Origin of the sequence: Streptomyces sp. NPDC006208, assembly GCF_040613775.1 — a bacterium.
Taxonomy (GTDB): domain Bacteria; phylum Actinomycetota; class Actinomycetes; order Streptomycetales; family Streptomycetaceae; genus Streptomyces.
Genome location: NZ_JBEXSW010000017.1, coordinates 17,207 through 41,100, shown reverse-complemented (window position 1 = coordinate 41,100; position 23,894 = coordinate 17,207). Strand labels below are relative to the sequence as shown.

The following is a 23,894-nucleotide window of genomic DNA, read 5'->3' as shown; positions in this document are numbered from 1 at the left end:
CCTGCCGAGGGCTTACAGCCAGGACGTGGCCCGGTCGGAGTTCATCGAGTGGAGGGGCGCCGGCCCGCAGGTGTGGGCCGAGTCCTCGCCCTGAGGCTACGCGGCCGCTACTCGCTGCCGTCTTCGACCACCTGGCCAAACGGGAGACGGCCCCGGCATGCAACCGGGGCCGTCTCCGGGCCGTGGAACGCGGACCACTGCCGACCGATGTCGACAGCTGATGACCACGAGGGCGCTGGTCAGCGAGGCCTGAGCCTCGCCTTCCGCAGCTCAGCGAAGGGGCTGTTCAGTAGATCGGCTTCTCCGGCTCGATCTGGTTGACCCAGCCGATGACGCCGCCGCCGACGTGCACGGCGTCGGCGAAGCCGGCGGACTTCAGCACGGCGAGTACTTCCGCGCTGCGGACGCCCGTCTTGCAATGCAGGACGATCTTCTTGTCCTGCGGCAGGTCCTGGAGGGCGGTACCCATCAGGAACTCGTTCTTCGGGATCAGCCGGGCGCCGGGGATCGAGACGATCTCGTACTCGTTGATCTCACGGACGTCGATGATGTCGATGTTCTCGCCGTCGTCGATCCACTCCTTGAGCTGCTTGGGAGTGATCGTCGAACCGGCCGCCGCCTGCTGGGCCTCCTCGGACACGACGCCGCAGAAGGCCTCGTAGTCGATGAGCTCGGTGACGGTGGGGTTCTCGCCGCAGACCGCGCAGTCCGGGTCCTTGCGGACCTTGACCTGGCGGTACTGCATCTCCAGGGCGTCGTAGATCATCAGCCGGCCGACGAGCGGCTCGCCGATCCCGGCGAGCAGCTTGATGGCCTCGTTGACCTGGATGGAGCCGATGGACGCGCAGAGCACGCCCAGCACGCCGCCCTCGGCGCAGGAGGGGACCATGCCCGGCGGCGGGGGCTCCGGGTAGAGGCAGCGGTAGCAGGGTCCGTGCTCGGACCAGAAGACGGAGGCCTGGCCGTCGAAGCGGTAGATCGAACCCCAGACGTACGGCTTGTTCAGCAGCACGCAGGCGTCGTTGACCAGGTAGCGGGTCGCGAAGTTGTCCGTGCCGTCGACGATCAGGTCGTACTGGCTGAAGATGTCCATCACGTTCTCGGCCTCGAGCCGCTCTTCGTGCAGGACCACGTTCACGTACGGGTTGATGCCGAGCACGCTGTCGCGCGCGGACGCGGCCTTGGAGCGGCCGATGTCGGCCTGGCTGTGGATGATCTGGCGCTGCAGGTTCGACTCGTCGACCTCGTCGAACTCCACGATGCCGAGGGTGCCGACACCGGCCGCGGCGAGGTACATCAGGGCGGGCGAACCCAGGCCGCCCGCGCCCACACAGAGCACCTTGGCGTTCTTCAGCCGCTTCTGCCCGTCCATCCCGACATCAGGGATGATCAGGTGGCGGGAGTACCTGCGGACCTCGTCGACGGTGAGCTCAGCAGCTGGCTCGACCAGGGGTGGCAGCGACACGGGGACTCCGTTGCGTCGTTGAGTCAGTACGGTTGTTCCCCCGTAACACTGCCACGACCCTCCTCATTCCGAGACACCCGGTCCGATCTGCGAGACGATTTCGTCCCAGTAGCCGGGCAGTGTCTCGAATGGACCGATCTGCCCTTTCCCGTCACCCGCGCCGCCTCGATCCGTGAAGAAGATCGTTCCGGCGCCCTGCCAGCGGGCGATGCGCGTGGCCTCCTCCAGGTGGGTGCGGGGCACACCGTGGACGAAGTGGGCGAAGAGCTCCGGCGGGTAGTCCGCGGTCCACTCGGCCACCTGTGACCAGCGGTAGTCCGTCCAGGCCCCGGAGAAGGTGACCAGCTGGTCGGCGGCCTCGGCGTACCCGGGGTATGGGTGCGAGCCGTGTCCCAGTACCAGGTGGCCGCCGTCCAGGACCGCCTCCAGCGTCGCCGTCGTACGCCGCACCCGGGCGAGTTCGGCCCGCTCGGTCGGACACCGGTCCAGCAGGAACCCGTCGACCTGGTACCACTCCAGGAAGTGGTGGGCATCACAGATGAGATCGCCGAAGACCCGTGATCCGTGGGACAGGTCGAGATGGCCCAGGACGCGGACACCGGCGTTGCGCAGCCGGCCCGCGGCTTCGAGGCAGTGCGGGTCGGGGCGGTCGCCCGGGCCGTTGGCCACATTGAGGACGACCCAGTGCAGCGGGGCGCCGGGGCGGGCGAGCTCGGCCCATTCGACCGGGGCGATCAGCGGGTGTGCGTAGCCGGGAACGCCGAAGCCGAGCCTTCCCCAGATGTCGTCCGGAGGGGCGGCCACCGCACCGTTCGCCGGGAGCGGGGCCTCGTTCGTGGTCAGATGCGACATGCCGCCTCCATCCAGATGTCGGCGAGCGACTCTTCGAGGTTGATCCGGGGCCGCCAGCCGAGCCGGTCCCGGGCGGTGCGGACATCCGCCTGCTGCCAGTTGCCGCAGCCGTCGGGATACGGGGACGGCGTGGCGGCCAGGTGCTCCATGACGGATTCGGTGCGCGGGGAGCCGATGGGGCGGCCCGCGGAAGCGTCCAGCTCGTGCAGCGCCCCGGCGTATCCGGCGACGCGGGCCAGGGTCGCCGCCGCGTCCCGGAGCCGTACGGCACGTCCCGTGCCGATGTTGACGACGCCCTGCGCGGCGGAGAGCGAGGCGGCGTGCACGGCGCGGGCCACGTCCCGTACGTCGACGAAGTCGCGCTGCACACCGAGGCCGCTGAGCTTCAGCTCGCCGTCGCCGGACTGCATGGCACGGCGCATGGCCTCGGCGAGCCGGCCGAGCGGGGAGCCGGCAGGGGTGCCGGGGCCGACGGGTGAGAAGACCCGCAGGACGACGGCGTCGAGGCCGGCGCCGAGTACGAGTTCGGTGGCTGCGAGCTTGCTCACTCCGTACGGGCCGCCGGGGCGCGGCACGGCGTCCTCCGCGGTCGACGAGCCCTGCTGGGAGGGCCCGTACTCGGAGGCGCAGCCGATCTGGACGAGCCGGGCGCCGCAGCCACTGCGGCGCAGGGCCTCGCAGACGGTGGCGACGGCGACGGTGTTGTGCCGGGTCAGATCGCGGGCTCCGCCGCGGATGGCGCCTGCACAGTTGATGACGACGCCCGGGTGGACGGCCCCCAGGAAGCGGGTGAGCGCACCAGGGCTGCCGCCTGCGAGGTCGAAGCGCACATCGGCGTCGTCGCCGCGGCCGAGGGCGGTGAGATGGACGGCAGGGTCGGCGAGCAGCCGGTCGGCGACGAAGCGGCCGATGAACCCGTTGGCACCGAGCAGAAGAACCCTCATCGCGCGGCTCCTTCGGGCCGACGGGCCGGGGCTGGGGGTTGCGGATACATGTCGCTTGCTCCTTTGTGGTGCCGGATTGGTGATGCCGGTGACTCCGCGGTGTCGGCTCCGCGGGAGGTTGTCCTTCTCAAGGGGTGTGCGCCGAGGCCCTGCTCAGCGCGGTGGTGGCGTGGACCAGCAGGCCGAGGGCGACGGCGCCGCAGGCCAGGGTCGGTACGGCGGCCGAGCCCCAGGCGGCGACGAGCGCCTCGACGGGACCGGCCAGGAAGCCGAGACCGGGCAGCCGGCCCGACAACAGCAGGGCCGGTGCGGCGGCTTCGGCCGCGCAGGCGGTGGCCAGTGCGGTGGCCGCCGCTTCGGGGAAGCCGTGCACGACGAGCAGCCGGGTCAGGAAGAACAGGACACCCAGGGCGGCGGTCGGAAGGAGGGCCGGGCCGGGAAGTACGAGGGCGGTGAAGGCGAGAAGCACGGAGAGTGCGCCGGTGTACAAGGTCACGACGGCGAACAGCAGGGGGCGTACACCGGCGGCGAACTCGTCGAGCGTGCGACTGCGGGCCAGCCTCCGGCGCGCGCGTACGGAGAACAGGTGGGCGCACCAGGCCGCTGGGGCGACGGCCAGACAGAGGGCGAGGAAGGGGCCGTGGGCGACGGGCCACCGCTCGTCGGGGCCTCCGGTGACGACCTGGCCGACGAAGCCCTGGCCGTATGCCGCGAAGACAAGCAGGCACACGGTCCAGATCCGCACGGCACGGACGGTGCGGCCGCGGGCGCGCAGGGGGCCGCGGCCGAGGCACAGCCCGAGGGCGACGGTGACGGCGACCGCACCGACGGCGGTGGCGGCGAGGCGGAGGCTGCCGTGGGACACCTCCCTGCCCAGGACGGCAAGGGCGCAGACGGCTCCCGGCAGCAGCGCGAGCAGCATCCGTCCGGCGCCCGGATCGGCGGCGCGCGCCGGACGGATGGGGCCCTCGGCCCGGCGGGGCACGCGTGCGAACAGCTCCTCGGCGAGCGAGAACACGTCCCGATGCCGGAACCGCGCGGCGGTGCGGTCCGTGACGCCGTGGGCCTCCAGCCCCGCGGCGATCTCCAGCGGGTCGACGGCCTGCTCGCAGAGCTCCCGATGCCGGTGCATCAGCCCCTTGACGGGATCCACCGGGCCGCGCCGGACCGCCACGGGCCTGGTCCCACCGGCACCACCACGCTCCGGCGCGTCCGCGTCCGCGTGCCGCGGGGGTACGGCATCGGGCTCCGGACACTCGGGCTCCGGCCACTCGGTGCCGTCCGACCGCCCACCGTCGAACCGTGCCACGGCCCCACGGCTGCCCCTACCGGAGTCGGAAGCATCCCCCTGCCCGGAGTCAGAAGCGGGGCGCTCCGCGTCGCGCTCGGGCACTCCCCCGGACTCCCGCTCCGCCGGAGGCCACAGCTCCGGACCGGCCGGGGATCCGGCGGCGAACTCCGGGCCCGACTCCCCCGCCGAGACGGCCGGCCCGTCCGGTACACGCTCACCGGCAGCTCGGGCCGGGGCCGGACGCACATCCGCGTGTGCTCCGCCCGGCGCGGAGTGTTCGGCCTCGGGCCGGGTCTTCGGCCCGGCCTCCGGCGGCGGCCAGAACTCCGGCGCGTCGGAGTCCGGCCACGTCTGCCAGGGCTCCGCGGCTGATGGTGACGCGTCGGCGTGGAGCTGGGAGAGCGCCTCGAGGGCCCAGTCCTCCTCCGTGGCCTGTTCGTTGATGCGGGACGTGGTCATCGGCCTGCCTCCTCGGCCGTGGGCACCATGCCCGGGCCCGTACCGTCCGCCCAGTTCGGGGTGGTGGCCGGACCCGGCCACCGGCCCGGGACGTGGGACTCGACGGGGTAGGCGAACGGGCGCGGCTCGCCGTCCGCGTCCACCGATTCCGCCTCCCGTTGCACCGGGGAGTACGAGATCAGCTCCAGATAGATCCCGCGGAACGCCGCCAGGTTCTGTTCGACCGTGAACAGTTCGAGCGCCCGCGCCCGCGCCGCCGCGCCCAGACGCTCACGGCGCTCGGGATCACGCAGCAGCGCAAGACACGCGTCGGCGAGCGCCCGGGGGTTGCGCGGAGGCACCACCAGCCCCGTGCCACCGATGACTTCGACGACGGCGCCGACATCCGTGGACACGGTCGCGCGCCCGCAGAACATCGCCTCGACCAGGCTGATCGGGAAGCCTTCGACGACGCTGGACAAGACGATCACCTCTCCCGCCGCATAGGCGTCGACCAGTTCGGGCGCCTCGGGGGCGCCGATCTCCTCGAAGGAGACCGGGTTGTCGCCGACGGCGTGCGCATCGGCGGCCTCGTCGGGGAACAGCTGCGCGGCCAGCGCCCGGCAGTGGGCGAGATAGGTGGCGGACTCGGGGCCGGCGACCGGTGCCCCGAGGATCCGCAGGCGCGCCTGCGGTTCCTCCTTGCGGATCTCGGCAAAGGCGTGGAGCAACGCGACGAGGTCCTTCGCCGGCTCGATGCGTCCGACCCAGACGAGGGTGCGCGGATCGCCGCCCCGCCCTCCGGCCCCGTCGCCGAGCGCAGCGAAACGGTCCGCCTCCATCCCCGGGTAGACCGTGCGCAGTTTGGCGCGGTCCGCCCCGCACTTCTCCTGCCAGCGTCTGGCGTGCGTGTTGCCGGGGGTGATGACCGATGCCTGTTGGTACACCTCGGCGGCGAGCCGGCCGTGGAAGGCCGCGAGCAGGGCCCGTACGGGCGCGCCGAGTCCGGCCTCTCGCGCGGAGAGGTAGTGCGCGCGCAGTTGGACGCCGTACTCCGTGACCAGCAGCGGAACCCCGCAGAAGCGTTTGGCCAACAGCCCGGGCAGAGCCGCCGATCCACCGGACGCGGCGTGGGACAGGTCGACCGCGCCGAGCGCGTCCTCGCCGTACCAGTCGAGCGAGAGCGGTCGCAGCGCACGCTCGAGTCCGTCGACGAAGGCGAGATGGTCGGGAACAGCGGCGCCCTGCACTGTCCGGCGTGCGCCGGGTGCACGGCAGGCGGACTCGAGGGCGCGTACGGCGAGTTCGGAACGGAGTGCCGCGTACAGCCCGCCGCACTCACGGGCCAGTTCGGCAAGCCCGTACAGCCCTTCGGCGAACTCGGGGGCGTCGCCCTCGGTGCAGACTGCCGCGGCCAGCTGTCTGAAGTGGGCGACGAAGCGCCGCCGTTCACGCCGCCCGTAAGTATGGCCGTCGTCCTCGGGCGCCCACAGCGCGGCCGTCCGCACCTGGCGGACCTGGGGCGGGAGGCTGACCCAGCCGCCTTTCTCCTGACGGGCGCTGCGGCTCAGTGCGTAGACGTCGAACTCGTGCTGTGCCAGGCCGCGCACCAGCCGGTCGCACCACAGCCTGGACTCACCCGTCGCATACGGGTAACCACCCTCCGTGAGCAGTCCGATCCGCACGAGTGCACCCCCGATCTCCCTTGTGGGTGGCCGCCGTTCGATCCGGCGACCCGCAGCGGGGACGACGTTAAGCGGATACGTCGGTGGCGTGATGGACGGTTGTCCGTCGCGCCACTGGAAGGGGTGAATACACGTAACTTTCACGCCCAGGTAGCGTTCTGTCGCGCTACGGTGCCTCTTCGTTACGTACCGTCATGCTACGGCCAGCTCCGGGCCGGGCTCACTTCCCGGGATGCACCCAGGGGTTGGGCCGGCACTTGACCCCGTCGATGTCCAGCGACTTGGTCTGCTGCTGCATCACGGGCGCCGGCGCTCCCGGGGTTTCGCAGTTCACGTGGTCATAGCCGAGCCGGTGCCCGACCTCGTGGTTGATGAGCATCTGGCGATAGGCGAACATCGCGTCCGGCCCGTAGGTCTCGGCGCCCTGCGCCCACCGGAACGCGTTGATCATCACCCGGTCGGTCAATGCCGAGTCGCAGGAGACGTTGTCGACGGTGGTGTCGAGGTCGGACTTGGCACACCATTCCGCGGTCGTGCCCGGGCTGGCCAGCGTGATGACGAATTCGGCGTCCCCGGAAGAAACGCGCTCGAAGGTCATCTCACCCTTGTGCGCCCAGCTCCGGTCGTCGTTCAGGGTCTCCTGGACCGCCTTCGCGAACAGCCCGCCGTCCAGGCCCAGCCCCTTCTCGACATCGACCCGGTAGCGGATCTTGCGGCCCTCGCCCGGCGCTCTGTCGAAGCCGGCGACCGCCTCGAAGTCGCCCGATGCCTCGAGCCCCGGGTCGATCGGGAAGCGCTTGGCCATCAGCTGGGCGTACGTGGGCGCCTGCGGTGCGGCAGCGGGCGGCGGGACCTGCTGCGGCACGCCCCGGCCGTCCGACCGGTCCGGACGCTCCTGCGCCTCCCGCTCCTGGCTGCTGGACCGGGATGCCGATGTGTCCGGCGGGTCCGTGACGACCTGGCCGGCCACCACGACGGCAAGGACCGTGGTCACGGCGGCAGCCGCGATCCCGGTGAAGGCGCGCCCCTTGCCCCCCTTGGCGGGCCGCTCGTCCCCGGTTTTGGACACGCCGAGGCCGGCGGCCGCGTCGACGTCGTCGTCGGCCGCGATCTCGGCGGGCCGGCCGTGCATGGTGTCCCATTCGGTGACGGAGGCGTACGGATCGGGATGCGGGGTCTGTCGCGGGAACTCGTCGAAGGCCTCGACGAACTCGCGGCGGGGGCCCGGTATCCGTGGCCCTCCGACCATCGCGCGCTGTGGGGGATACGTCTGCGTCTGCGTGCGCTGCGCGCCGGCCGTGCCGGGCGCTGTCCGCAGGTCGCCCCAGCCGCCGCCCGACTCGTGCTGCTCGGGGTGTCCACCCCTGGTCTGCGCGGCGCCGTAGCCGCCGGAGGCGTGCTGCTCGGGCCCGGGCACGGCGCCCCGCCTGCGCTGTCCGCCGCCGGGAGCGGCCGCGGCGGCGCCCGGCGTGTCCCCTGGGCCTGCACCCCTGGGTACGGGGCCCTTGCGGCTGTGTCGTCCCACGCCCCGGATCAGCTCCTACCGTGCTCGTCGAGCAGTTCCCGGACCGCCTGGGCGACCGCCTCGGGGTACTCCATCATCGCAACGTGCCCGGCGTCCGGGAGCGTCAGCAGCCGTGAGTCCCGGAACGCCGCTGCCGCCTTGCGAGCCATACGGTACGAGACGAGCTGGTCCCGCCGCCCGTAAACCAGAAGGGTCGGGGCGAGCACCCGCTCCGCCTGCCGCCACAGTCCGTGCTGTCCGCCGAGCGTGTAGGCATCCACGATTCCGCGGGCCGAGCGGGCCATCGCGTCCCAGAAGTACGGGAGCCCCATCCTCCGCTCCATCTCGGCGACGGCGTTGCGCAGGCCTTCCTCGGTCACCCGTGAGGGGTCTCCGTAGCAGAGCTCCATCACTCCTCGGGTGCGGGCTTCCGCCGACCAGTTCTCCGTCAGCCTGCTGAAGAGCAGGGCGACACCCGGCAGTGCGAGCAGTGCGGTGGGCACGGCCGAGCGCTGGACGCGCAGCTCCGGCAGCGCAGGCGCGACCAGCGTCAGCGTACGCACGAGGTCCGGACGGACCGCCGCGACACGCGTGCAGACGGCGCCGCCCATCGAGTTCGCCAGAAGATGCACGGAGCCGCGGCCGCGGGCGTCCAGGAAGCGGATCACCGCGCGGGCGTGACCGGTGACCGAGTAGTTGCCGTCGTCGGGCGGCGGGGAGTCGCCGAAACCGGGCAGGTCGATCGCCTCGCCGTCCAGCACGTCCTCGAGCTGGAGCATCAGCGCCGACCAGTTCTGCGACGAGCCGCCCAGGCCGTGCACATACAGGGCGGGCGGCAGTCCGGCGCGCGCCGGACGTCTGGAGCGGACGGTGAGCGTGAGCCCGGGCAGGGCCACGGAGCCCAACTCCTCACCGTCGGCGACGTGTACGGCCGCAACCTTCGGAGCCATCGCGGCGCTGATGGCGCGGGCCCCCGGAAGCTCGGTCGAAGACATGCGGCAATGTTACGAGACGATCACGCGATGACCCGTGTGTTCGGCGTCACACGCCGCCGGACACCGCGTAGCGCCACGGATCAGTACCTCCTAGGCTCGTAGGAAAGGCACTCTCCATGGAAAGCGGTGCCGCATGTCAGTCGATCCCACCGATCCTGAGACCTTCGTAGAAGAGAACGACGACGACGCCGCGCGCGACGAAGAGGTCCCCGAGGCGGACGCCGCCGAGCAGCACACCGACATACGGCCGGACCGCGACGAACCGGTGAATCGCGCCGACCCGGACGCCGCGAACGAGGCGGATGCCGCCGAGCAGGCCCGTGTGGTGACGCTCGATGAAGACGACTACCGGTGACCTCTCGCCCGTTGCCCACCGAAATGTGCCGGAAATGCCCCCGAACGTGAAGCTACCGAGACTGTCCGGTCCGTGAAATTCTGCGTCCGCACCACGCACAGCCGGGTTACCCAAAAGTACGATGGCGGGCGCGGCGCACAGCGCGCACGGAACGACTGTGCTTGTTCAAGACATGGGAGGCGGCGTGACAGCCATCGAGCAGACAGAGGCGGCGCGCCCGCGGGGCACACGCCTGCCACGCCGAGCCCGCAGAAATCAGCTCCTGGGCGCCGCCCAGGAAGTTTTCGTGGCTCAGGGATACCACTCGGCCGCGATGGACGACATCGCAGAGCGCGCCGGCGTCAGCAAGCCGGTTCTCTACCAGCACTTCCCCGGAAAACTGGAGCTCTACCTGGCGCTGCTGGACCAGCACTGCGAGTCGCTGCTGCAGGCGGTGCGCACCGCGCTCGCGTCGACGACCGACAACAAACTGCGCGTCGAGGCGACGATGGACGCCTATTTCGCGTACGTCGAGGACGAGGGCGGTGCCTTTCGCCTGGTCTTCGAGTCGGACCTGACGAACGAGCCCGCGGTCCGCGAGCGCGTCGAGCGGGTCTCGCTCCAGTGCGCCGAGGCGATCTCCGACGTGATCGCCGAGGACACCGCACTGTCCAAGGAGGAGTCCATGCTGCTGGCCGTCGGCCTCGGCGGGGTCTCCCAGGTGGTGGCCAGGTACTGGCTCTCCAGCGAATCGGCCATCCCTCGCGAGCAGGCGGTGCAGCTGCTGACCTCGCTCGCCTGGCGCGGTATCGCCGGTTTCCCGCTGCACGGCAGCGAGCAGCACTGAGCGGCGCCGCCCGCCGGCGCCGTCCGGCCGGGGGCTGTTCGCTCCTGGCGTTTCCCCGGGGCACCAGACGCGTCCTGACTCCGGGCTAATGTGTGCTGCGTACGGCGCGGTTGACCGCGCAACGCACTGACCGTTCGGAGGGACATAGCCGTGGAGGTCAAGATCGGCGTGCAGCACGCGCCCCGGGAGATCGTTCTGGAGAGCGGGCAGTCCGCCGAGGAGGTCGAGCGCGCGGTCGGTGACGCGCTGGCCGGCAAGGCGCAGCTGCTGAGCCTCTCGGACGACAAGGGCCGCAAGGTGCTTGTACCGGCCGACCGGATCGCGTACGTCGAGATCGGTGAGCCGACGACGCGGCGCGTGGGGTTCGGCGCGCTGTAGCGGCGCACAGCAGCATCACGCAGAAGGGCCCGGCGGATGTCCGCCGGGCCCTTCTGTGCTGATCCGGGCGTTTCTCGCGCAGAACAGGGAGGGTTGCATTCCGCACCCTTCGGGTAGTTACGGCTACGACCCGTTCTGCCAACCGGCGTCCACGAGGTGATCATCGGTGATCTGGGCAACGCTCGGTTCCGTCCTGCTCGGACTGGCCCTGTCCTGGGCCGCGGCCCATCACTTTGCCAACCGTCTCCCGGCCCGGCGTGTGGTGTTCGCCACGGGCACGCTCGGCACTCTATTCGGCGCCTATGTGACCCATGTGGCAATCGGTCCGGGTCATGAGGCGGCGGTGGTGGCGGGGGCGGTCGCGATCGGAGCCGTACTGCTCTCGCTGCTGATCCGCCCGTCCACCCGACGCCTGCGCCGGGCGCTCCCTTTCTGAGCCCGTCCGACGACCGGCCGCCCGCCGAGCGGCCGGAGGAGAGACCTGACCTGCCCGGGTCCGACGGATCCGGGCAGGAGCCCGGTGGACCGGGCGAGCACCCCGCAGAGCCCGACGGACCCGGCACGTCCGGCGACGCCGGGCCGGGGCCCGGCGGACCGGACCGGCCGGGCCGCTCGGCGCCGCCCTAGGCGGCGAGGCCCAGGGCGGCCATCCGCTTGGTGTGGGCCTCGGTGATCCGGGAGAACATCCGTCCCACCTCCGCGAGGTCGAAGCCGCCCGCGACGCCGCCGACCAGCATCGTGGAGAGCGCGTCCCGCTCCGCGACCACGCGCTGGGCCTGGGACAGTGCCTCGCCCATCAGCCGCCGTGCCCACAGCGCGAGCCTGCCGCCGACCCGCGGGTCGGCCTCGATCGCGGCGCGGACCTTCTCGACGGCGAAGTTGCCGTGGCCGGTGTCGTCGAGCACGGCGAGCACCAGGGCACGGGTGTCGGAGTCCAGCCGGGCAGCAACCTCGCGGTAGAAGTCGCTGGCGATGGAGTCACCGACGTACGCCTTGACCAGGCCCTCGAGCCAGTCCGAGGGGGCGGTCTGGCGGTGGAAGTCGTCCAGGGCCTGCGCGAACGGCTCCATGGCGGCGGCCGGCTCGGCGTCGATCTTCGTGAGCCGGTCACGGAGCTGCTCGAAGTGGTGGAACTCGGCGGAGGCCATCTTCGCCAGCTCGGCCTTGTCCGCCAGCGTCGGGGCGAGCTTGGCGTCCTCGGCGAGCCGCTCGAAGGCCGCCAGCTCGCCGTAGGCGAGGGCGCCGAGCAGGTCCACGACGGCGGCACGGTACTGGGGTTCCTTGGACGCCGCAGCCCAGTCCTGGGCGGCGATGCCGGTGTGTTCAGTGGCGTTGTCAGGCGTCTCCATGAAGCGCACAATAGCCCGCTCGTCGTGAGGCGGAAGGGCCTGGTCAGCCATGCTCGTAGTGCGGTTCCTACGAATTCGCCCAACACACATGCGCGAATCCGGGGTACAGTGGTAATGCGCCCACTGATCGTTGATGAATGTCGACGAGTCCAGTGGGCCATCCGAATGAGGATGCCCGGTCGGTGGCCCGATCGGCTCCGACCCGACAGCCCTCCACGCGGACCGTGCGCGATATGCGTACGCAGGCAGATGAGGGGCCCCCTCAGCGGCACGAGCGCTCGAGCGTCGGCAGTGGTCCCGCACCGTCCGGCCATCCCCGGCCGGCCCAGTACTCAGGTGCGGTTAAGACCCCCGCGTACGCCTCGCGCCGCGTCTCACAGAAGAGGCAACACCCTGACTACGCAGCCTATGACTTTCCGGGATCTCGGGATTCTCCCCGAGACCGCCGAAGCCCTCGAGGCCGTCGGCATCGTGTCCCCGTTCCCCATCCAGGAGATGACGCTCCCCGTCGCGCTCTCCGGCACCGACGTCATCGGCCAGGCCAAGACCGGCACCGGCAAGACGCTCGGTTTCGGCCTGCCGCTGCTGGAGCGTGTCACCGTCCCCGCGGACGTCGAGGCCGGCCGGGCCAAGCCCGAGCAGCTGACCGAGGCCCCGCAGGCGCTCGTGGTCGTCCCGACCCGCGAGCTGTGCACCCAGGTCACCAACGACCTGCTGACCGCCGGCAAGGTCCGTAACGTCCGCGTGCTGGCGATCTACGGCGGCCGGGCGTACGAGCCCCAGGTCGAGGCCCTCAAGAAGGGCGTCGATGTGATTGTCGGCACTCCGGGCCGACTGCTCGACCTGGCCGGCCAGAAGAAGCTGAACCTCTCGCACGTGCGCGCGCTGGTGCTCGACGAGGCCGACGAAATGCTCGACCTGGGCTTCCTGCCCGACGTCGAGAAGATCATCCAGCTGCTGCCGCCCAAGCGTCAGACGATGCTGTTCTCGGCGACCATGCCGGGTGCGGTCATCGGTCTGGCCCGTCGCTACATGTCGCAGCCCACGCACATCCGCGCCACCGCGCCGGACGACCAGGGCGCGACCGTCGCGAACATCACGCAGCGCGTCTACCGCGCGCACTCCATGGACAAGCCGGAGATGGTCTCCCGGATCCTGCAGGCCGACGGCCGCGGACTCGCGATGATCTTCTGCCGTACGAAGCGGACGGCGGCGGACATCGCCGACCAGCTCGCGCAGCGCGGCTTCGCGTCCGGCGCTGTCCACGGCGACCTGGGCCAGGGCGCGCGTGAGCAGGCGCTGCGGGCGTTCCGCAACGGCAAGGTCGATGTGCTGGTGTGCACCGACGTCGCCGCGCGCGGTATCGACGTCGAGGGCGTCACGCACGTCATCAACTACCAGTCGCCGGAGGACGAGAAGACCTACCTCCACCGCATCGGCCGCACCGGCCGTGCGGGCGCGTCCGGCACGGCCGTGACGCTGGTCGACTGGGACGACATCCCGCGCTGGCAGCTGATCAACAAGGCGCTGGAGCTGAACTTCAACGACCCGGTCGAGACGTACTCCACGTCTGCGCACCTGTTCGAAGAGCTGAGCATCCCCGAGGGCACCAAGGGCGTGCTGCCGCGTGCCGAGCGCACCCGCGCCGGTCTTGCGGCGGAAGAGGTCGAGGACCTGGGCGAGACGGGCGGCCGCGGCCGCAAGTCCGCCGCGACCGCGGTACGGGAGGAGCGCCCGGAGCGCACCCGCACCCCGCGCCAGCGCCGCCGCACCCGCGGCGGGGCCGAACTGGCCGAGTCGGCCGAGTCAGCCGTGGCGAGCGCCCCGGAGCAGTCGGCGGACGCCCCGGCAGAGCCGCGCACCCCGCGCCGCCGCCGTCGCACCCGCGTGGGCGCGCAGGCTTCGGCCGAGGCGACGGCTGTCGTGGAGAGCGTCGAGCAGCCGGCCGCCGAGGTCGCCGGGTCCGTCGACGAGACGGCCCCTGCAAAGCCGCGGCGCCGTACGCGTGCGGTGAAGCAGCCTGTGGAGGCGGCCGAAACGGCCGTCGCCCCGGCACCCGAGGCGGAGCCGAAGGCCCGCCGGACGCGCGCCGCCGCGGCCGACACGGCGGACGCCGGGACAGAGGTCACGCCGCGTCGCCGCACCCGCGCTGCCGCGAAGTCGGTCGCCGGGACGGGCGAGGCGCAGGAGACGGCCGCCGCGGAGCCGAAGCCCCGCCGTCGCCGCACGCGCACGACCACGGCTGCGCAGCCCGAGAGCTGACGCGCACCGGTCCGATGGCCCGGCTCCCCACGGGGAGCCGGGCCATCGGCGTCCCGGCGCGGGCCTCGTCCATGACGGGGCCACGGCGACGCCGGCCCGGCCACCGCGGCATGCCACGTCGCGTGGAGTCTCCCGGTCCCGGCAGCCGTCGGCCGAGACGGAGACGGTCGGGCGCCCGCGCCGTTGAAGGTCCCCTGCCCCGACTGCGCCTGCACGCGGTCCTGACGCCTCCAAGGACGCGGCGCGGGCGGGCCGAGGCGCGGAACCCTCATTCACCCGCCCCGCGCGCACCCTGGGGTTTCGGCGCACCCACGATGAGTACGGCAACCACACCACGCCCGGCCCCGGGCAATGCCCGGACCCTCCAGGCGCCCGCACCACCTCGCGCCGCGGCTGTCCGACACGGAGCGGCGTCTCATGGCGCACGCGCCCCGCTGGATCGCAGCCCCACCCGCTAGCCTCGTCACATGAGTCGGCCGCCCACCTTCGTTCCGCCCGCCTGCGCGCGTGCCCATGCGCTGTCCACCTCGCGCGGGGCGTTCGCCGTGCTCGATGCGCGGCCCGGCGGTGCCGTGCGCGGGACGGCGTTGCTGCTGCCCGGGTACACCGGCAGCAAGGAGGACTTCATCGCGATGCTCGAGCCGTTGACCGAGGCCGGTTACCGGGCCGTCGCCGTCGACGGGCGCGGGCAGTACGAGAGTGCCGGCCCCGAGGATCAACAGGCTTATGCGCAGGAGGAGTTGGCCAAGGACGTCCTCGCGCAGGCGGCCGCCGTCGGCGGGCCGGTCCACCTGGTCGGGCATTCGCTGGGCGGTCAGATCTCCCGTGCCGCTGTGCTGTTGGACCGCACGCCGTTCCTCACGTTCACGCTGATGTCCTCCGGGCCCGCCCAGATCAGCCCGGCCCAGCAGCAGAAGGTCAAGCTGCTCGGCGACGCGCTCGCCGTCATGCCGATGGACCAGGTCTGGGAGGCCATCCAGGCCTTCGACGCCGCGGAAGTTCCCGAGGACGCGGAGGCCGACGCCGCGGCCGGCCGCAACGGCGAGGATCTGCGACGCCGTTGGCTGCGCCACAACCCGGTCCAGCTGACCACCACCGGCCGGCAGCTGCTCGTCGAGCCGGACCGGGTGGACGAGCTCGCCGCCGTACGACCGCTGCCGAAGCATGTGGTGTCCGGCGAGGAGGACGACACCTGGCCGGTGCAGCTGCTCGATGAGATGGCCGAGCGGCTCGATGCCCGCCGGACGGTGATCGCGGGCGCCGGTCACTCACCCAACACCGATTGCCCGCTGGAGACGGCCGCGGCGCTGATCTCCTTCTGGGATCAGAACTGAGTCTGCAGGTGCTGCCAGAAGCCGTCCCGCAGCGCTCGGCGCAGCACCGCATGTCCCCGTAGTGACCGCTGCAGTACCCGTTCCGCCTCGATCAGCAGGTCCTGGTCCACCGGGCCCGGCAGATAGGGCTGGCCGGGAAGCAGTTCCGCCATGGCCGCCCTCCCCCGCTCCCCCAGCCAGGTCGCGGCGATCTGCGCGCCCACGAACCGCACCTCGTCGCGCGACGGCGGCGGTGCGCCCTCGTTCTCGTAGGTCGTCACGGGTCGGCGCGTGATGTAGGGGCGGCAGAAGTCGAGGTCGAAGGTCCGCTGGCTGTCGACCTCCCACAGCAGCGGCTCCGCCTGGTTGCGCCCGTCGGCCGCCTCGATGCCCCACAGATGGACGCGGGCGCCGTACCCCTGTGCCGCCTCGACCGCCGAGACCAGGTCCTCGTCGCCGCCGACGAGCGCCGCGTCGCTGATCGCGCGGTGCCGGGCGAGCGACTCCAGATCCGTACGGATGAGAGAGTCGACACCCTTCTGCTGATTGTTCGCGTTCAGGTTGCCCAGCCGCACCTTCACGTCGGGCAGCTCGGCTATGGACTGCTGCTCGGGGGTGTGGATACGGCGCCGGGCGCCGTCGTACCAGTACACCCGCAGCAGCCGGCTGTCGGCGAAGATGATCCGCGCCTTGTCGATGAAGGCCTCGATCAGCCCTTCCGCGTCGAGGTCGAAGGAGCGCCGGTCCTCCGTGCCCGCCACAAGCAACCCGGCCGCAGCATAGACGTAACCGGCGTCGACGAAGATGGCATGGGTGGAAGGCGTCTTCGCGACCTCGGCGAGCATCCGCTGCAGGAGCTCATTGGTGCGCTCCAGGCGGGCGCCGATCTCGGCGATCTCGGGGATCTCTGCGTCGTTCATACGGGCCTCATTCTCCGTGGCCGAGGCTCTACCCGCCAGTAGTTAGGCATCCGAAAATTTTCCTTAGCGTACGGAATATTTGCAGGATGCATCCCGTTGTGGACATACGTATACGGACGGAGAATTCCGTCTGTCAGCAGTTCTCCTTCAGGAGGATCAGACGAAGGGAGAAGCCGTGCGCTTCGAGATCATGCGACTGGACGACGTCGACGGCACCGCCGTGGACAGCACCGTCGTGGACGCCGCCTCCGTCAACCGGATCGTGCAGCAGGCCGCCTCGATCGGCCAGCGCATCTACATCCGGCCCGCCGAAACCACGGCTTCATAGCCCTGACACGCTGCACGACGCACCAGTGCCCCCGTACGGATGGTCCGTGCGGGGGCACTGGTGCGTTGCGCCGCGTCGGAGGCCAGCCAGGGACTCAGGCGCCCTGGATGACCTGGGTGACGCCGTTGATGATCTGCTGCACGGCGATCGCGGAGAGCATCATGCCCGCCAGCCTCGTCACCAGGACCACACCGCCGTCCTTGATCAGGCGGATGATCACCAGCGAGTAGCGCATGGTCAGCCACAGCACGACATGCATCGCGACGATCGCCGCCCACACCGCCGTCAGCTGAGCGGCGCCGCTCGCGTGCTGGACGGCAAGGATCACCGAGACGATCGCGCCCGGACCGGCCAGCAGGGGCATGCCGAGCGGCACCAGCGCGACATTGACGTCCTTGGTCTGTTTGGGCTCGTCGTTCTTGCCGGTGAGCAGATCGAGCGCGATGAGCAGCAGGAGCAGACCACCCGCGATCATCAGCGCGGGGACGGAGACATGCAGATAGTCCAGGATCTGCTGGCCGAGGAGCCCGAAAACGGTGATCACACCGAACGCGACGGCCACCGCCTGCCACGCCATACGCCGCTGCACCTTGGCGGCGCGTCCGGAGGTGAGGGCGAGAAAGATCGGGGTGATCCCGGGGGGATCCATGATGACGAAGAGGGTGAGGAACAAGGAGCCGAAAACGGCAACGTCGAACACAGTGAGGAGCCTTGCCGGAAGAGGGGTGTACGAAGGGCGGATGGTGGGGTGACGCGCGAAGCTCCCGGGAGCTATGCGCCGCCGGTGCCCCCGGTGCCCGGAACGGGGAAAGCGCCCGTGGCGCGCCGCGTGATCTCGCCGTAGATCTCCGGGTCGGTGGTGTACTCACCGAGCCGGCAGGACTTGCGGCTGCCGTGGTAGTCACTGGAGCCGGTGGCCAGCAGCCCGAGCTCCCCGGCGAGGCCGCGCAGCCGTGCGCGTACGTCCTCGTCGTGGTCCATGTGGTCGACCTCGATGCCGTCGAGGCCGCACGCGGCCAGCTCGGCGATCGCGCTCTCGGGCACCGTGCGGCCCCGCTTGACCGCGAGCGGGTGCGCGAAGACGGTGACCCCGCCGGCAGCCTTGACCAGGCGGATCGCCGTGAAGGGGTCGAGCTCGTGCTTCTCGACGTACGCCCGGCCGCCGTCGGCCAGCCAGTCGGGCGTGAAGGCGTCGGAGACGGTCGGTACGACGCCGAGCTCGACGAGCGCCTCGGCGATGTGCGGACGGCCGACCGAGCCGTCACCGGCTATCCGGGCGACCTGCTGCCACTCGACGGGTACGCCCAGCTCCTGGAGCTTGCCGATCATCGCCTGGGCGCGCGGCACCCGGTCGTCCCGTACCAGCTCGCGCTCGCGCAGCAGTTCGGGCTCTTCGGGGTCGAAGAGATACGCCAGCATGTGCAGCCCGATGCCGTCCAGGCGGCAGGAGAGCTCGGCGCCGGTGACGAGGGTCAGCCCCTCAGGGACGGCCGCGGCTGCCGCGGCGTGTCCACGGGTGGTGTCGTGATCGGTGAGCGCCACGACGTCCAGCCCGGCAGCGGCGGCATTGCGCATCAGCTCGGCCGGGGTGTCCGTGCCGTCCGACGCCGTGGAGTGGGTGTGCAGATCGATGCGCACGACGCTGACTCCGGGGCTCGGGTCGGACAGGGGACGGTCAAGGGTAACCGGCCCGTCATCCCGCCCCTGACGTACAGGCGGGCCGTTTGCACAGGTCGCCCTCGCGCACGACGCCTCCGGGCACCCACTGCGACGTGCCATGGCCCTCGACGCGGGCCACCGCATGCGGGCCCGGCACGACCCGGCGGAATGCCCTCAGCTCAGCAGTCGCGGGGACAGCGCCCCGCACGGCAGCAGTTCGACCTCCGCACCCGCGTCCCGCAGATCCGTGAGCACCAGCTCGTCGTACATCAGCAGCGCCGACTGCTCGGGCCAGCAGACCGCCCACAGCCACAGGCCACGCGCCTCGCCCGCGAAGACCGCTCGGTCCTCGGGTGCGCCCGCCACATGCCACAGGGGAGTCGGGCGCCCGGCGGCGAGGACCTTGGCCTGCGGTGACTGGTCGACGCGGATGTGCGGGCCGGGGTCGGGGCCGTCCATCCCGGCATAGCGCGCCCCCAGGCCCACGCCCAGTTCCTCGGCGATCAGCAGCACTTCACCCATACCGCCGAGCGGGCCCGGGCCCGAGCAGGCGACCGCCGTGGCGCGACCGCCGCTGCGGTCGTCGCCGGCGTAGGCGACACCGGTGAAGAGCCAGCCCACAGGCAGGGGCCAGGGCATCCACACGGGTACGTGGGCGCGGTGCACGACGACACCGAGGGCTTCGACACTGGGCGGGATCACCGGCTGCAGCGGGTACACGGCGCCGTGCACATCGCACTGCCAGGAGTCGGCAAAGAGACCGGGCGCCCTCACCCGGCCACCGCACTTCGGGCAACTGGGTTCGCCCCTCATAGGGGTCAACGGTCCTCCCCGGCCGACGCCGCGTCAAGGACGATCACCCGTCCGGAGCGTGCCTCCCCCTCGGCCGATTCAGATGTACGTCACATCGATCCTCGCCGACCAGTCCGCCCGGCCGGGCTGGTCATCAGTCCAGAGTGACCGACCTGCGCAGCGGATCGCGCAGGTCGGTGCCGTGCGCCAGCCACCGCTCCTGGAGCTCCTGCCCGCCGTGCACGCGCTTCCAGGCCGCCTCGTTCGCGGTCATCGGCAGCAGCGGCAGAAAGTTCACCGGGTCCATGGGCCCGTCCAGTTCGAGGTCCTCGACCAGACCGCCGGGCTCCGCGACCAGTACCGAGCTGAACGCCGCCCCCGGCCACAGTGGTTCACCCACGTCCAGTGACGCGCCAGGGGCCACGACCACGCCCTCGACCTGGGGGGACGCGGCCAGTACGGCGAGCGGGCGCAGCACCTTGTCGGTGTCCGCGAGCCCCGCCCGTACGGTGAGCACCAGCTCGGCGCGCGGGCCCTTGACCGGGTCGGCGAGGGTGGCGGTGGGGTCGGTCATCGGGTGGGCGGACATGCCGAGGGTGGCGTACCGCACGATGTCCCCGTCCCCGTCGCGGTCCATGAACCGGAGCACCTCGATGCGGTCCGTACCGAGGAACGTCACCGCGGCGCGCGCCTCCGGTTCGCCGAGTGCCGTACGCAGCCGGGCCTCGACCAGAGCAAGAACATCTCCCATGCGGCGAGCATAAAGCGCGTATGGAACGGGCAAAGCACGGGATTGCCCCTCTGTCGGCTGATAGTCTTGGCCGCTGGTCGGGACGGTACGCAGAAGCGTGCTTTCGAGTCCCGGCGACACGTCATCCCCCACGGGGGACCGGCCGGAGGAGGTGGGGCTGCGATGAGTCGAAGTCGACCGTGCAGTACCAAGAGCTCTTCCACGCCGCACCGATTCTCGCTCCGTCTCTGCCGGTGAACCGAGGGTCTGTGTGCTGAGGCCTTTCCGCACGAGGCCGGTGGCATTTCGCACTACGGAAGAGCATTTCGTTTTTGCCTGTCTGTAGCGAACGCCGTCACTGCGACCCTGCGGTGCCGCCCGCTTTGCGGACGTATGCCTCACATCACGTCCTCATTCCGGGCTGTGCCACACCACTCGCCGACGGCCTCTCCGTGAAGGAGCCAGCCATGTCGATGATCCGTGACCTGCGCGCAGCGGTCCGCCCCGCCCTGCGCAAGAGCGCCACCCCGTACAACAGCTACGACACCACGCGTGACCCCTCCGCCTCCAGCGCGGTCGTCGACTGCGCCGTCTATCGCGACGGGGCGCGGCTGGAGAGCGCGTCCTGCCAGACGCCGCACGAAGCGATGCTGCGGGTGCGGGAGGGCGGCGGCTTCGCCTGGATCGGGCTGCACGAGCCGACGGAGGAGGAATTCGCCGGTATCGCGGCGGAGTTCGGTCTGCACCCGCTGGCCGTGGAGGACGCGGTCCACGCCCACCAGCGACCCAAGCTGGAGCGGTACGACGACACGCTGTTCACCGTCTTCAAGACCATCCACTACGTGGAGCACGCCGAGCTGACCGCGACCAGCGAGGTCGTCGAGACCGGCGAGGTGATGTGCTTCACCGGGCGGGACTTCGTCATCACCGTGCGGCACGGCGGCAAGGGGTCTCTGCGGGCCCTGCGGCACGGGCTGCAGAAGGACACCGAGCTGCTGGCGAAGGGCCCCTCGGCGGTGCTGCACGCCATCGCCGACCACGTCGTCGACGGCTACATCGCGGTGGCCGCGGCCGTGCAGGACGACATCGACGAGGTCGAGATCGACGTGTTCTCGGCGCCTGCCAAGGGAAGCCCGCGCGGCAGCGACGCCGGGCGGATCTACCAGCTCAAGCGCGAGGTGCTGGAGTTCAAGCGGGCCGTCTCCCCGCTGCTGCGCCCGATGCAGCTTCTCAGCGAGCGGCCGATGCGGCTGGTCGACCCGGACATCCAGAAGTACTTCCGCGATGTCGCCGACCACCTGGCCCGGGTGCAGGAGGAGGTCATCGGCTTCGACGAGCTGCTGAACTCGATCCTCCAGGCCAACCTGGCGCAGGCGACGGTGGCGCAGAACGAGGACATGCGCAAGATCACCTCGTGGGCGGCGATCATCGCCGTCCCGACGGCGGTCTGCGGGGTCTACGGCATGAATTTCGAGTACATGCCGGAACTGGAGTGGAAGTACGGCTACCCCATGGTGCTCACCGGCATCATCGCCGTCTGTTTCACCATCCACCGCACCCTCAAGCGCAACGGCTGGCTGTAGGGCGACCGGCTCCCGTTAGGCTGCGCGCATGACAGATCAGCTGCTCGGTCGGGCGCTCGTCGAGGAGGCCACCAAGAAGTCCGGCCTCATCTGGGTACGGGGTGACGGCCCGGCGCGCGCCCTGTGGCACGTATGGCACGAGGGCGCGGCGTACGTCGTCGGCGACGGCCCCGGCGAGCAGCCGCTGCCCGGTCTCACGGACGGCGGCACGGCGGAAGTCACCGTACGCAGCAAGGACAAGGGCGGCCGGCTGGTGGCCTGGACGGCGCGGGTGAGCGAGGTCGCACCGCGCTCCGAGGCGTGGGAGTCGGTGGTCGCGGAGCTCAAGGGCAAGCGCCTGAACGCCCCCGACGCGGAGGAGCTGACGCAGCGCTGGGCCCGCGAGTCGCGGGTGCTGCGCCTGGCCCCGCAGGACAGTGGCACGGCCTTCCCGGACGGTTCGTCGGCGGCCGTGCCTCTCCCGACCCCGGCAACGACACGCCGCCCGATCCCCGCGGCCCTGCCCCGCCTGCTCTTCAAGCGCCGCGGGAAGCGCTAGGGCCTGTCCGGCGGATCAAAAGTTGAGTTGGCTGGGGGCGCCCGGTGAACCGTGCCTCAGTAGCGATATCTGCTGGTCAGCGATCTGGCATGCCTGCCATGATCGGCTTCATGGGCACCGATATCCATGGATTCATCGAGGTCAGGAACAGCTACATCGACAGCTCGGAGCCCGATGACGACGAGTTGTTCTTCCGCTGGCACCCCGCGATTGCCCTGAATCACGTCTATGACGGCCGGTCCTACGAAGCCTTCGGCTGTCTCTTCGGCGTCCGAGGGCGGTCCTTCGAGCCGCTCGCGGCACAACGTGGCTTCCCGCGAGACGCCTCACGCGCTGTAACGCGCGCCGCCGAGCGAGAACGGGAGGACTCGCACAGCCCGTCGTGGATCAGTTGGGCCGAATTGGAAGGGGCAGACTGGGACAGCACGGGATCATTTGGAGGTCCGTCCGAGCCCGAAACACTGCTCACCCGACGCCAGGTGGTGCGTGACGAGGAATGGGGTGACGTGTGGTCGGTGATGACCGTACTTGCCAAACGGCACGGGGCCGAGAACGTCCGTCTGGTGGTCTGGTTCGATAACTAGGCCGGCTCGACAGATCAGGGACGGAGCCAGAGTCGGATCGCTGCGACGGTTACGGTGCCGTGGAAGATGTAGGCCCGTTTGTCGTACCTCGTAGCGACGGCCCGGGAGTTCTTGAGGGCGTTGATCGTTCGCTCGACTTCGTTGCGGCGTTTGTAGATTGTCTTGTCGAAGCTGGTGGGCCTGCCGCCTTGGCTGCCTCGGCGCTTGCGGTTGGCCCGCTGATCCTTCGGCTCGGGGATGGTGTGCTTGATCTGGCGTCTTCGCAGGTAGCGGCGATTTCGGCGGGATGAGTAAGCCTTATCGCCGCCGAGGTGATCGGGCCGGGTGCGGCGTCGTCCGCCTTCCTGACGGGCCACCCTGACACGTTCCATGACCGGGATGAGCTGCGGAGCGTCGCCCCACTGGCCCGGGGTGAGCAGGAACGCGAGCGGTCGCCGGCCTCCCTCACCGGCCAAGTGGATCTTGCAGGTCAGTCCGCCCCGGGAGCGTCCGAGTCCCTCGTCGGGGCGGTGCTGGAGGGGCGTGCGTCTTTTCCCGGCACCCGCGGCGGGTTCTTGCGTGCCCCGGCGGCGTGTTGGTGAGCGCGGCACGAGGTCGAATCCACGCTCCCAGGTACCGTCCGCCGACCAGCGCCTATGCCGTTCGTAGACGGTTTTCCACGGACCGAAACGTGCAGGCAGATCGCGCCAGGGCACCCCAGTCCGGTTCCGGAACAGGATTCCGTTGATCACCCTGCGGTGGCTCGACCAACGCCCGCCTCGCTGCCTGGTCTTGGGCAGATGCGGCTTCAGCCGAGTCCACTCATCAACCGTCAGATCTCCCCGCCCCATGCTCATGCCAACGAGCTGGAGCCGCGACAGTCACAAGATCCGCTGGACAGGCCCGAGGCCTCCTTCTTCCGGATCAGGCCGGATCAGTGAGCGGCGGGTGGGGTACCTCCCCGCCGAAGGCTGCGGGGGAGCCAGGGCACGCGAGTCCGGCAAGATCCGGAACGAGAGGCCTGAGGGCGCCGGGGTGCTCCGGCCGGGGCTGTTCCGGCGGCCGTGGCGGGTGCGTGGGCTTGCCAGGCATCCGCGGGGTTTTCAGCATGGAAGGTGACACGC

At 70.9% G+C, this 23,894-nt stretch carries 24 protein-coding genes; 10 read left to right on the top strand and 14 right to left on the bottom strand.

The window, feature by feature from the left end; all coding sequences use genetic code 11:
* Positions 1-286: 286 nt before the first annotated feature.
* The 7 genes from moeZ to ABZ208_RS16035 form a co-directional block, all read right to left on the bottom strand.
* Positions 287-1,465 carry an adenylyltransferase/sulfurtransferase MoeZ gene (gene moeZ / locus ABZ208_RS16065; protein ID WP_356910101.1) on the bottom strand — a complete coding sequence of 393 codons (1,179 nt, stop codon included), beginning with the start codon at positions 1,463-1,465 and terminating at the stop codon, positions 287-289.
* Between the two features lie 63 nt (positions 1,466-1,528).
* Positions 1,529-2,317, bottom strand: a complete 789-nt coding sequence (locus tag ABZ208_RS16060) for a spherulation-specific family 4 protein (protein ID WP_356910100.1) — start codon at positions 2,315-2,317, stop codon at positions 1,529-1,531.
* Complete coding sequence (locus tag ABZ208_RS16055) at positions 2,305-3,261, bottom strand: NAD-dependent epimerase/dehydratase (RefSeq protein ID WP_356910099.1); 957 nt, start codon at positions 3,259-3,261, stop codon at positions 2,305-2,307. Before ABZ208_RS16055 ends, ABZ208_RS16060 begins: the two co-directional genes overlap by 13 nt.
* 127 nt (positions 3,262-3,388) lie before the next feature.
* A complete protein-coding gene (locus ABZ208_RS16050) occupies positions 3,389-5,011 on the bottom strand; it encodes a hypothetical protein (protein WP_356910098.1) in 1,623 nt (540 codons plus the stop codon).
* Positions 5,008-6,675: a DUF3492 domain-containing protein gene (locus tag ABZ208_RS16045; protein WP_356910097.1), complete on the bottom strand. Its 1,668-nt coding sequence runs from the start codon at positions 6,673-6,675 to the stop codon at positions 5,008-5,010. The genes ABZ208_RS16050 and ABZ208_RS16045 overlap by 4 nt, the downstream gene beginning before the upstream one ends.
* A gap of 220 nt (positions 6,676-6,895) precedes the next feature.
* Positions 6,896-8,200: a DUF3152 domain-containing protein gene (locus ABZ208_RS16040; protein ID WP_356910096.1), complete on the bottom strand. Its 1,305-nt coding sequence runs from the start codon at positions 8,198-8,200 to the stop codon at positions 6,896-6,898.
* An 8-nt stretch (positions 8,201-8,208) separates the two neighbouring features.
* The gene (locus ABZ208_RS16035) at positions 8,209-9,174 is read right to left on the bottom strand and encodes an alpha/beta hydrolase (protein ID WP_356910095.1); all 966 of its coding nucleotides are present in this window, start codon (positions 9,172-9,174) and stop codon (positions 8,209-8,211) included.
* Between the two features lie 133 nt (positions 9,175-9,307).
* On the opposite strand from ABZ208_RS16035, the gene ABZ208_RS16030 reads away from it, so the two are divergent.
* From ABZ208_RS16030 to ABZ208_RS16015, 4 genes are all read left to right on the top strand, one after another.
* On the top strand, positions 9,308-9,529 hold the full coding sequence (locus ABZ208_RS16030; RefSeq protein WP_328396787.1) for a hypothetical protein: 222 nt from the start codon (positions 9,308-9,310) through the stop codon (positions 9,527-9,529).
* A gap of 184 nt (positions 9,530-9,713) precedes the next feature.
* Complete coding sequence (locus tag ABZ208_RS16025) at positions 9,714-10,355, top strand: TetR/AcrR family transcriptional regulator (RefSeq protein ID WP_328396789.1); 642 nt, start codon at positions 9,714-9,716, stop codon at positions 10,353-10,355.
* A 150-nt stretch (positions 10,356-10,505) separates the two neighbouring features.
* Entirely contained in the window at positions 10,506-10,733 is a 228-nt protein-coding gene (locus ABZ208_RS16020; protein ID WP_328396791.1) for a DUF3107 domain-containing protein, read from the top strand.
* A gap of 166 nt (positions 10,734-10,899) precedes the next feature.
* The gene (locus ABZ208_RS16015) at positions 10,900-11,169 is read left to right on the top strand and encodes a hypothetical protein (RefSeq protein WP_328396793.1); all 270 of its coding nucleotides are present in this window, start codon (positions 10,900-10,902) and stop codon (positions 11,167-11,169) included.
* A 187-nt stretch (positions 11,170-11,356) separates the two neighbouring features.
* Here ABZ208_RS16015 and ABZ208_RS16010 read toward each other — a convergent pair whose 3' ends face one another.
* Entirely contained in the window at positions 11,357-12,082 is a 726-nt protein-coding gene (locus ABZ208_RS16010) for a ferritin-like fold-containing protein (RefSeq protein ID WP_328396795.1), read from the bottom strand.
* Positions 12,083-12,490: 408 nt separating this feature from the next.
* Here ABZ208_RS16010 and ABZ208_RS16005 point away from each other — a divergent pair, with 408 nt between their 5' ends.
* Together ABZ208_RS16005 and ABZ208_RS16000 are read left to right on the top strand one after the other, a co-directional pair.
* Positions 12,491-14,344, top strand: a complete 1,854-nt coding sequence (locus ABZ208_RS16005; RefSeq protein WP_356910094.1) for a DEAD/DEAH box helicase — start codon at positions 12,491-12,493, stop codon at positions 14,342-14,344.
* 467 nt (positions 14,345-14,811) lie between these two features.
* Positions 14,812-15,678 (top strand): alpha/beta hydrolase, encoded by an 867-nt coding sequence (locus ABZ208_RS16000; RefSeq protein WP_356910093.1) that lies wholly within the window; start codon positions 14,812-14,814, stop codon positions 15,676-15,678.
* Here ABZ208_RS16000 and ABZ208_RS15995 read toward each other — a convergent pair.
* Positions 15,669-16,577, bottom strand: a complete 909-nt coding sequence (locus ABZ208_RS15995; RefSeq protein WP_356910092.1) for an NYN domain-containing protein — start codon at positions 16,575-16,577, stop codon at positions 15,669-15,671. The two genes, ABZ208_RS16000 and ABZ208_RS15995, sit on opposite strands and share 10 nt — an antisense overlap.
* 175 nt (positions 16,578-16,752) lie before the next feature.
* On the opposite strand from ABZ208_RS15995, the gene ABZ208_RS15990 reads away from it, so the two are divergent.
* A complete protein-coding gene (locus tag ABZ208_RS15990) occupies positions 16,753-16,905 on the top strand; it encodes a hypothetical protein (protein ID WP_328396803.1) in 153 nt (50 codons plus the stop codon).
* Between the two features lie 94 nt (positions 16,906-16,999).
* Here the strand turns inward: ABZ208_RS15990 and ABZ208_RS15985 are convergent, their stop codons facing one another.
* The 4 genes from ABZ208_RS15985 to ABZ208_RS15970 all read right to left on the bottom strand — a co-directional run bounded on the left by ABZ208_RS15985 (position 17,000) and on the right by ABZ208_RS15970 (position 20,107).
* Positions 17,000-17,605 carry a MarC family protein gene (locus tag ABZ208_RS15985; protein WP_328396805.1) on the bottom strand — a complete coding sequence of 202 codons (606 nt, stop codon included), beginning with the start codon at positions 17,603-17,605 and terminating at the stop codon, positions 17,000-17,002.
* Between the two features lie 71 nt (positions 17,606-17,676).
* Positions 17,677-18,543, bottom strand: a complete 867-nt coding sequence (locus ABZ208_RS15980) for a PHP domain-containing protein (RefSeq protein ID WP_356910090.1) — start codon at positions 18,541-18,543, stop codon at positions 17,677-17,679.
* 195 nt (positions 18,544-18,738) lie between these two features.
* Positions 18,739-19,377: a DUF6758 family protein gene (locus tag ABZ208_RS15975; RefSeq protein ID WP_356910089.1), complete on the bottom strand. Its 639-nt coding sequence runs from the start codon at positions 19,375-19,377 to the stop codon at positions 18,739-18,741.
* Positions 19,378-19,510: 133 nt separating this feature from the next.
* Positions 19,511-20,107 (bottom strand): suppressor of fused domain protein, encoded by a 597-nt coding sequence (locus ABZ208_RS15970; RefSeq protein ID WP_356910088.1) that lies wholly within the window; start codon positions 20,105-20,107, stop codon positions 19,511-19,513.
* A gap of 446 nt (positions 20,108-20,553) precedes the next feature.
* On the opposite strand from ABZ208_RS15970, the gene ABZ208_RS15965 reads away from it, so the two are divergent.
* The 3 genes from ABZ208_RS15965 to ABZ208_RS15955 all read left to right on the top strand — a co-directional run bounded on the left by ABZ208_RS15965 (position 20,554) and on the right by ABZ208_RS15955 (position 22,791).
* A complete protein-coding gene (locus ABZ208_RS15965) occupies positions 20,554-21,669 on the top strand; it encodes a magnesium and cobalt transport protein CorA (protein WP_356910087.1) in 1,116 nt (371 codons plus the stop codon).
* Positions 21,670-21,697: 28 nt separating this feature from the next.
* Complete coding sequence (locus tag ABZ208_RS15960; RefSeq protein ID WP_356910086.1) at positions 21,698-22,207, top strand: hypothetical protein; 510 nt, start codon at positions 21,698-21,700, stop codon at positions 22,205-22,207.
* A gap of 89 nt (positions 22,208-22,296) precedes the next feature.
* On the top strand, positions 22,297-22,791 hold the full coding sequence (locus tag ABZ208_RS15955) for a hypothetical protein (protein ID WP_356910085.1): 495 nt from the start codon (positions 22,297-22,299) through the stop codon (positions 22,789-22,791).
* Between the two features lie 14 nt (positions 22,792-22,805).
* On the opposite strand, the gene ABZ208_RS15950 is transcribed toward ABZ208_RS15955, so the two are convergent.
* Positions 22,806-23,621 (bottom strand): IS5 family transposase, encoded by an 816-nt coding sequence (locus tag ABZ208_RS15950; RefSeq protein ID WP_356910182.1) that lies wholly within the window; start codon positions 23,619-23,621, stop codon positions 22,806-22,808.
* Positions 23,622-23,894: the final 273 nt, after the last annotated feature.

Coding starts and splice junctions, on each gene's coding strand:
- ABZ208_RS16005 (WP_356910094.1), top strand. CDS start 12,491: ATGACTTTCCGGGATCTCGGGATTCTCCCCGAGACCGCCGAAGCCCTC.
- ABZ208_RS15955 (WP_356910085.1), top strand. CDS start 22,297: ATGCCTGCCATGATCGGCTTCATGGGCACCGATATCCATGGATTCATC.
- ABZ208_RS15970 (WP_356910088.1), bottom strand. CDS start 20,107: ATGGGAGATGTTCTTGCTCTGGTCGAGGCCCGGCTGCGTACGGCACTC.
- ABZ208_RS16010 (WP_328396795.1), bottom strand. CDS start 12,082: ATGGAGACGCCTGACAACGCCACTGAACACACCGGCATCGCCGCCCAG.
- ABZ208_RS16060 (WP_356910100.1), bottom strand. CDS start 2,317: ATGTCGCATCTGACCACGAACGAGGCCCCGCTCCCGGCGAACGGTGCG.
- ABZ208_RS15960 (WP_356910086.1), top strand. CDS start 21,698: ATGACAGATCAGCTGCTCGGTCGGGCGCTCGTCGAGGAGGCCACCAAG.
- ABZ208_RS16050 (WP_356910098.1), bottom strand. CDS start 5,011: ATGACCACGTCCCGCATCAACGAACAGGCCACGGAGGAGGACTGGGCC.
- ABZ208_RS15950 (WP_356910182.1), bottom strand. CDS start 23,621: ATGGGGCGGGGAGATCTGACGGTTGATGAGTGGACTCGGCTGAAGCCG.
- ABZ208_RS15995 (WP_356910092.1), bottom strand. CDS start 16,577: ATGAACGACGCAGAGATCCCCGAGATCGCCGAGATCGGCGCCCGCCTG.
- ABZ208_RS16030 (WP_328396787.1), top strand. CDS start 9,308: ATGTCAGTCGATCCCACCGATCCTGAGACCTTCGTAGAAGAGAACGAC.
- ABZ208_RS16055 (WP_356910099.1), bottom strand. CDS start 3,261: ATGAGGGTTCTTCTGCTCGGTGCCAACGGGTTCATCGGCCGCTTCGTC.
- ABZ208_RS15975 (WP_356910089.1), bottom strand. CDS start 19,377: ATGAGGGGCGAACCCAGTTGCCCGAAGTGCGGTGGCCGGGTGAGGGCG.
- ABZ208_RS16000 (WP_356910093.1), top strand. CDS start 14,812: ATGAGTCGGCCGCCCACCTTCGTTCCGCCCGCCTGCGCGCGTGCCCAT.
- ABZ208_RS15965 (WP_356910087.1), top strand. CDS start 20,554: ATGTCGATGATCCGTGACCTGCGCGCAGCGGTCCGCCCCGCCCTGCGC.
- ABZ208_RS16035 (WP_356910095.1), bottom strand. CDS start 9,174: ATGTCTTCGACCGAGCTTCCGGGGGCCCGCGCCATCAGCGCCGCGATG.